Origin of the sequence: Aeromonas sp. sif2416, from assembly GCF_019218665.1 — a bacterium.
GTDB lineage: Bacteria > Pseudomonadota > Gammaproteobacteria > Enterobacterales > Aeromonadaceae > Aeromonas > Aeromonas encheleia.
On sequence record NZ_JAHUXC010000070.1, the window covers coordinates 1 to 214 of the forward strand.

A 214-nucleotide genomic window follows, 5' to 3' on the forward strand; every position below is an offset into this window, starting at 1 on the left:
ATCACCATCACCGGCGTGAACGATGCGGCCGTGATCAGCGGTGCCGACCACGGCGCGGTGCTGGAAGATGAGAGCAAGCCGACCCTGACCGAAACTGGCAGCCTGACCCTGACCGACGTGGACGGGGTGGACGAGGCCGAGTTCAAACCGGGCCTGGGCGCGCCGAGTGCCGGCGCCCTGGGTCAGCTGGAGATCGATGCGGCTGGCAAGTGGA

Annotated in this window: 1 protein-coding gene; it reads left to right on the forward strand. The window is 67.8% G+C overall.

Features of this window, described 5'->3' with window-relative positions; genetic code table 11:
* Nucleotides 1-214 (forward strand): VCBS domain-containing protein (locus tag KW821_RS21585; RefSeq protein WP_218292886.1); only part of this gene is annotated, 214 nt, incomplete at both ends.